This window comes from Methylobacterium sp. GXS13, from assembly GCF_001455965.1.
In the GTDB taxonomy this organism is placed as follows: domain Bacteria; phylum Pseudomonadota; class Alphaproteobacteria; order Rhizobiales; family Beijerinckiaceae; genus Methylobacterium.
In genome coordinates this window covers 1-6,669 of the sequence record NZ_LKKO01000096.1, presented here as the reverse complement: position 1 = coordinate 6,669, position 6,669 = coordinate 1, and the positions used below count along the sequence as shown (strand labels likewise).

At 68.6% G+C, this 6,669-nt stretch carries 6 protein-coding genes and 2 pseudogenes; 6 read left to right on the top strand and 2 right to left on the bottom strand.

Annotation, left to right across the window (positions count from 1 at the left end; all coding sequences use genetic code 11):
• The 4 genes and pseudogenes from AO398_RS27880 to AO398_RS28875 all read left to right on the top strand — a co-directional run.
• Positions 1 to 178: pseudogene (locus AO398_RS27880) on the top strand (precorrin-8X methylmutase); the annotation flags it as partial.
• Positions 179 to 284: 106 nt separating this feature from the next.
• The gene (locus tag AO398_RS26370; protein ID WP_082643460.1) at positions 285 to 992 is read left to right on the top strand and encodes a hypothetical protein; all 708 of its coding nucleotides are present in this window, start codon (positions 285 to 287) and stop codon (positions 990 to 992) included.
• A 98-nt stretch (positions 993 to 1,090) separates the two neighbouring features.
• Positions 1,091 to 1,402 (top strand): DUF6634 family protein, encoded by a 312-nt coding sequence (locus AO398_RS28880; RefSeq protein WP_058195168.1) that lies wholly within the window; start codon positions 1,091 to 1,093, stop codon positions 1,400 to 1,402.
• Between the two features lie 47 nt (positions 1,403 to 1,449).
• A complete protein-coding gene (locus AO398_RS28875) occupies positions 1,450 to 2,136 on the top strand; it encodes a 3'-5' exonuclease (protein ID WP_058195166.1) in 687 nt (228 codons plus the stop codon).
• A 314-nt stretch (positions 2,137 to 2,450) separates the two neighbouring features.
• Here AO398_RS28875 and AO398_RS26355 read toward each other — a convergent pair whose 3' ends face one another.
• Complete coding sequence (locus AO398_RS26355; RefSeq protein WP_058195164.1) at positions 2,451 to 2,840, bottom strand: hypothetical protein; 390 nt, start codon at positions 2,838 to 2,840, stop codon at positions 2,451 to 2,453.
• 176 nt (positions 2,841 to 3,016) lie between these two features.
• Here AO398_RS26355 and AO398_RS26350 point away from each other — a divergent pair, with 176 nt between their 5' ends.
• Positions 3,017 to 3,583, top strand: coding sequence for a hypothetical protein (locus tag AO398_RS26350; RefSeq protein ID WP_058195162.1), 567 nt, complete (start codon positions 3,017 to 3,019; stop codon positions 3,581 to 3,583).
• Between the two features lie 303 nt (positions 3,584 to 3,886).
• Positions 3,887 to 4,039: pseudogene (locus AO398_RS29565) on the top strand (IS630 family transposase); the annotation flags it as partial.
• A 2,357-nt stretch (positions 4,040 to 6,396) separates the two neighbouring features.
• On the opposite strand, the gene AO398_RS28640 reads toward AO398_RS29565, so the two are convergent.
• On the bottom strand, positions 6,397 to 6,633 hold the full coding sequence (locus AO398_RS28640) for a hypothetical protein (protein WP_152997666.1): 237 nt from the start codon (positions 6,631 to 6,633) through the stop codon (positions 6,397 to 6,399).
• Positions 6,634 to 6,669: the final 36 nt, after the last annotated feature.

The window sequence follows — 6,669 nt, the reverse complement described above, 5'->3', positions numbered from 1 at the left end:
GGCCGAGCGCGTGGTCGTGCGCATGATCCACGCCTGTGGCATGACCGACCTCCCCGCCGACGTGGAAATGTCGGACGGCTTCGCCGAGGCCGGTGTGGCGGCGCTCCCCGCCCGGGCCCCCTCCCCGTGCGATGCCCGGTTTGGTGCCCACGCCGTCCCCCGGCCCCGGCCACCCGCCCCCCACCCCGCTGCCTCCCCCCTCCTCCCCCCCCTCTGCCCGCGACACCCGCCAACCCCCCCCCCCCGGAACCCCCCGCCGCCGACGCCGCCGGCCCCGGCGGCCCATGGGCCGCGCTAGTGTCTCCGGCGGCGCCGTCCCCCCGCCCACGCGGCCCGCCGGGCCCCGTCCCCGCGCCTCCTCGACGGGCCGGGGGGCACCGTGGCAGCCGGCCCCGCGCCCGCCGGCGGAGCTGCGCCGGGTCGCGCTGCACGAGGCCGCCCACGCGGTGGCCGCCCACCGGCTCGGCATGCCGGTAGTCGAGGTCACGACCCGCGCGAGCGGCGCGGCGGCGGGGATGACCGTGATCGGGGAGGCCGACCCGATGCCCGGCCGGGACGCACTGGAGCGACGGGTCGTCGGGCTGCTCGCGGGGCGCGCGGCCGACCTCGATCTCGGGGGCGGTGCCCATGCGGGAGCGCGCCACGATCTCAGCGCCGCGACCCGGATCGTCTGCGCAATCGAGGCGTCCTTCGGCCTCGGTCCCCGCCTGCTGTACCGCGCCGATCCGGACGGGTGCGAGGCGCTGCTGCGCGCCGATCCCGCCCTTGCCGCCCGGACCGAGGCGACGTTGCGCCGGCTGATGCGCCGGACCCGCGCCCTGGTGGCGGCGGAGCGCACCGCAATCGAAGCGACGGCAGCGGCCCTCCTGGAGCGCCGGTGTCTCACCGGCGCGGAGATCGCCGCGATCGCGGCCGCGCACCGCCCCGGCCGTGCGCGCACCATCCCGCCCACCAACGTCCGCCGCACCACGCCGCGGCCGAACTGCACCTAGCCGGGCACGAGAGACGCTAGACCGCCTCCGGGCGGCGCCGGCCGCCCGCCCCCTCCCACTCGTCTCGGCCCCGCGGCCGCTCGGAACAGGAATCCGCCATGTCCGATCTCGAATTGCACCTCAGCATCGACGACGCCGTGCGCTGGGAGGCGGCCCTGGCGGCCCTCGACCAGCTCACCGCCGGCGCGGCCCCGGATCGCCACGAACTCGCAGCCGCGCCGCTGCTCGACGGTTGGCGGCGCACGCTCGTCCCAGCGGTCGACCCAGCCCTGTACGGCCGCGTCGCCGACCATCCCCGTCTGCGCGGTCGACGGCAGGTCGTGACCTCGCGCCTACTCGCGATCGACGTCGACGCCGGCTGGGCGCGCACACTGTCGCGCTACTACCGCCTCGGCCGCCCGAGCACCTGAGACTCACCTCGTTCCCCCCCACTCGTCTGCTCACCTGGAGAATTGCCGTGAGTGTCATCGTACTCGACCTGGAAACCGTCCCGGATTTCGACGCAGTGGCGCGCGTGCACCGCCTCAACCCCGCTGACACGGAGGCGGTGCGGACCGCCCTCGGCAAGGGCTTCCCCAAGCTGATCTTCCACCGCATCGTGGCGCTCGGCGCGCTCGCGGCCGAGCAGGTCGCGGGTGTCTGGCGGGTCCGCGCTTTCGGGGCCGGCCACGCCGGCGAGCGCGATGAGGCAGCACTGATCGGCGACTTCGCCGCCGATCTCGCGTGCACGCGCCCGCGGCTCGTCACCTTCAACGGCACCACTTTCGATCTGCCGGTGCTGCGGTACAGGGCCCTGATCAACGGCGTGGCGGCACCGGGGCTGAACGCGCGCCCATATTTCCGCCGGTATGGGTCCGACGCGCTCGACCTGTGCGACGTCCTGGGCAGTTTCGACCCGCGCGCCAAAGTCGGCCTCGACGCCCTGTGCCGGGTGCTGCGGATCCCGGGCAAGCCCGAGGGCCTCGATGGGCGCGGCGTCGCCGCGCTCGCGCAGGCCGGGCGTTACGCTGAGATCGCCGCCTACTGCAAGGCCGATGTGCTCGCCACGTACCGGCTGTTCCTCGCCCATGAGCGGTTTCTCGGCGCGATCGATTCGGACAGCCATCGCGCCAGCGAAGCCGAACTGGCCCGGATCTGCGCCTGATCAGCGGCTGCACCTGCAATCTGTTCGTCGGTGTCACGGGCGCACGCTGCGTCGCGCTGGCAGCAAACACCGTCAGATCCGGTACCGGGCCACCTCGACGGCGACCCGCCAAACTCAAAGCCCGCGTCTCTCTTCTCGCCTGACTGGCGCGCGTACTACGCTCGTCGGATCGGATCTCGGCTTGCCGAGCGAAGATCATCGCCGGATCCGCAGCACGGTCGGGCTATAATCGCGGCCGCATACGACTAAAATTTTTCAGGGTGGCGGCCATATAGCGATTGCTCCGCGCGGGCTAGGAGCGAGCGCCTGACCGTTCACCGCACGCGCCGCCCCCCCTCGGCGATAGCGCACAGCGGGGCGGCCATCGCGGCGAGCAGCCTATGCCCCTTCAGCGATAACTTGATCTCGGCACGCCGGTCAACGGTATTCATCACCTTCTCCAAGAGACCGTGCCCAGGCGATCTTCGCGATCCCTCCGCGAGCACCTCAATGTGCCGCATCAAACGAGGGTAAGGGATCGCACAAGCTGTCGACATTTCTCTGGTCGTGACAGGCTCGTCGCGCGCCTTTGCGGCGAGTTCGAGAAACGTCGCCAGCGTCGCGACAGAGATATCGGGCACGACTTGGCGAGCGGCGGCAAGGGCTGTGCGCAGCGGGAGGATCTCGCTCTCTCGGGTGAGGCGATCGAGATAGAAGAAAAACATAGAGGCCCCCGGGCGATCCAAATTCGTGTGTCAGACGCAGAGCAGCACGTCAAAGCCATAAGCATTTTATCCGGTTATGGTAAATTTCAGTGAAACCAGATATGTCTGGCGCACGACAACGTAGGCAGGATCGCCGACAGCGCGGAGGCGCGGCACGCCGCCCAGGAGATGAGTGAATGGCGACCCCAGACGCCCCAAACGCCACGACGAGCGAAGTGAATTCCGCTGGTTCCTGGATCGCGGCCCAGCAATTGGCTGCCAAATTGATAGAAGATCTCGATCTGATATCCACGATCCGCTCGTGGAACGCGGACGAATTTGCGCTCATTGCCACCGTTGAGCATGTGCGCTGCTGCGTAATCTACGACGACGCGCAGCTCAAAGCCTTCGACGCGGTGGAGGACGAAGCGTCTACGCGCGGCTTCGGCTCCGATTTTCGAACCTGTTTGGCGGTGCTGCTCGATCCGATCCTGGTCAGCACGACCCTCGCGGGCGTGGCCTCTCGCTGCCGGGGTTGGGCCGTTGATCTCCTCGAACAGGGGCCGGCGGCCGCTCAGGCTCCTGCGCCGTTTCTGTCGGACGGTGCGATGGTGGAGTGGGTGCTGCGCAATGTGGATCCACCGGTTTTTGCCGGCCCGACAGGTGAGCGAATCCTGGAGCCCGACGCCGAACAGTTGCTTCTAACCCAGGCCATGCGCGCAGAACTGCGGCTGGCGGTCGGAACGGGCTGGGTCATCGACTGACCAGACGCATGTACGACGCTGCGGTGTGACGATCGCCGATCCGGTCGGTCTGGTCGTCCGGTCCCACCCGTGCAGGTTCTTCGCCGCTGGTTCGGCCGACCGGCCGCGCGACCGGCGATGGGGCAACCATCGATACGATTGAAGCGCCGCCTCGGCGGCCCGGCATTGTTCGTGACCATTTCGCGTAAAGCGATCGCCGTGCAGCCGACGCCCGCGAGAGCCTTGTCCGGCTGGCTCGTTTCGTTAGCGGTAGCGGGCGGTCTGCGGATTTGCCTCAATGTCTGGCACTACGCGGCGATGGGGATGCCGTCAGCACGATCGGTGGATCTGCGAGAACGCGTGATCGCGGCGGGATCTTCGCGTCAACAGGCAGTCAAACGCATTGAGATCGGCCGATCCAGCGCGATCCGCTGGCACGAACGCTTCCAGGCGGAGGGTAAGATCGCACCCGTGCCCTCCTATGGTCTCGGTAAGCGCTCGCACCGGGCTTCATTCCAATAAGGGCGCCGTCGCGATGCGGCGAGGCGACGAAGGAACCCGGGCTTTACCATCCCCATGCGGCCCCGTCGGGGCCGCGGGGTCGTCGATGTGTGATCGCGATGGCACTCCGGCGGTGTTCGTGCTCTGTCCACACCAGGTATGAGACTGCGCGGAGGGTTCGACGGCAGGCGGCCTGTCGCGGCACGATGTTCACGCCTATTTCTGGCGGGGGAAGGCTCGTTACCCGGTCCTGATGGGGCCGTCGAGGAAGTTGCTCATGGTTCGATTCGCCACAATGATCGCTGCGGTGGGCGCGGTTGGTCTGGCGGCCTATGGAACCGCACAGGCGGCGTCCGACATAACGCTGGCGGCTATCGCCATGGGGCGACTCTACGTCGTCGGCACGACCGACCGTCCGCACATGCCCGTGGTCCTAGACGGCCAGTTCCGCACGGAGTCCGACGCAAAAGGTCTGTTCCAGTACGATCTGGTATACCGCCCCTCGCGCTGCATCGTCACCGCCGTGATCGCGGGCAAATCCTACGACGCGGTCGTGAGCAATTGCGGGGAGCTCTGTCGCCCAAATCTGACCGGCGCGGCCGGGACGACGTTTGCTCAGCCCCCGCCCGCCCCCGGTTCACGACCGGCGTCGGTAAACGAGCCATCGGGATGGCCTGCATCCCCGGCACTTGGTAGTCCGGCCCGCAGCTACGGAACCGCTGCGCTGACGCCGCCCGCGACAGCGGCGCCACCGACCGCATCGGCCCCGCCCGTGCCTACGCCGGACGCGACGTCGGCGGTGGATCGGGATGCACGTCGAACCGGGACGCGGGGGAGCGACGCTGCCCCGATCATCAATCCACCTCTGCCGCCTGCGAGGCCAACCTTCCGACTGGAAACTCGCGCACGTCCGGTTCGGCATGGCGATTCCGAGCCGGCCAGGCGGACGCCCAGGATACAGCCGCCCGAGCCTGAAGCCCTCCCCGAGGATTGAGGGCGCTGTTCGGCGATGTATCAGGGGGTGAGGCCGCCCGCGTCCGCATCAATCGCGACCGTATGTGGCGTGTTTGCTCATCCGACGTCGGTGCGACCCGGACGAAGCGGGCGCCGGCCCGACATGGCTGGCGGGTCGAGCCAAACCAACGCTCCTCGACCTGGATCGCGCGGTGCGGCCCGTCATGCGATCGAATCTCCGAGACGCCGCTGCGATTGGCGCCGAGATCGCCAGATGACCCGTGAGCTCCGCGCTGAGACGGAGCGTTATGGTGTCTCCACCCGGATCATCCACGCGTGGCGCAAGCCGCGGCTCTACCGACTGCCCAGGCGGACCGCTCGGCCGCGCGATCTGCCGTTGGAATCCAAGAGGGGAGCGCCATCGTGCGGGCGCTCCGCTGGGCCACCAAGCTTCCAGCGATGATCACGCTTTCACCATCGGCCAGCGCCTGCAGCACCTAAACCGGAACGCGTCCGACCGCATCCGCAGGACCGAAGTTGCTGGTCATGCTGGTCACCGGTCGTCCGCCGCGCGTCCGCACAAGCCGCATAGCCCATTCATGGGTGCGAGGTCGGCCTGGTGAACCTGGACGCGAAGCATACGCCTACGCTGCAGAAACGCGGTCGCTTCACGGGCAAGCGCCGGCTGTGTATCGCCACTGACCGCGCCTGAGACTGTCAGCGCCGCGTCAAGGCGGACTACGGGATCACCGCTCGTGCAGTTGCCTCTCGCGGCGAGGCTGTCAGCCATTCCGATCCGGTCACCGCACGCGACGACCGGCTGGGACTTCCGTTGCACGGCCGATGCGGTCGAGCACGCCTACGAACGGTACGGTTTGCTATAGCGCGAGGCGAGATCCGGCCTGCTTCAAATATTCGGCGCGGTCGCTCAAGCAAGCGCGTTCCACGCGAACAGCTCGGTATTACCGGTAACGCTATTGCAAGCTTGCAACGCCCCGAGCTGGCTTCGCCGTTGACGGGGGGGGGGGGCGCCGAAAGCGCGTCGTGAAGGGCAGCGCACCGGGCAGGACTCGTGGGGGCCGATGGAGGCGAAACCGATCGGGCCAAGTTCGTAACACGACGGTCTGACCCGAACGCGTACCGAAAAGCGCTCAAGGGTGCCGCACCTCCCGAGGGGGTCTGCATCCAGTTGCTGTCTCCTCGCGCGGAGCGCCGTAGGCGTCCGCGCCGCTCACACGGCGGGGTGCGAATCTGCTGCGCCATGAGCAGCGGGCATGGTCACTCATCTGCGTCGTCGGTTTCAGCCACGCGTTCAAGCACCGCCCACAGCCGATCTGCGTCCCGCTGCTGACGAACCCATGATCCGCCCGGGGCCTGGTTCACGAGGTGTGACCGCTGCCCATGGCGAGGTGTGTGTCGAGGGTGAAGGCGAGGCTGGCGTAGGCTGAGCTCAACCCGGCCGCACTGGTTTCGTAGACCGTCACGGTGTGCTGGCCGTCGGCGCTGCCGTCATTCGCCAGGGTCGGGGTGACCTGACCGGCTGGCTTTGGACCGGGCTGATTGAGAGGATCAGCGTGGACCAGAGGAGTTGGGGATGAAGCGAGGATAGAAGCCAAGTGCGGAGCAGGTCGTGCTGATGTTGCGCCAGATCG

Bases quoted from the DNA above. Each gene is read 5' to 3' on its own strand.
- AO398_RS26350 (WP_058195162.1), top strand. From the start codon at position 3,017: ATGGCGACCCCAGACGCCCCAAACGCCACGACGAGCGAAGTGAATTCC.
- AO398_RS26355 (WP_058195164.1), bottom strand. From the start codon at position 2,840: ATGTTTTTCTTCTATCTCGATCGCCTCACCCGAGAGAGCGAGATCCTC.
- AO398_RS26370 (WP_082643460.1), top strand. From the start codon at position 285: ATGGGCCGCGCTAGTGTCTCCGGCGGCGCCGTCCCCCCGCCCACGCGG.
- AO398_RS28880 (WP_058195168.1), top strand. From the start codon at position 1,091: ATGTCCGATCTCGAATTGCACCTCAGCATCGACGACGCCGTGCGCTGG.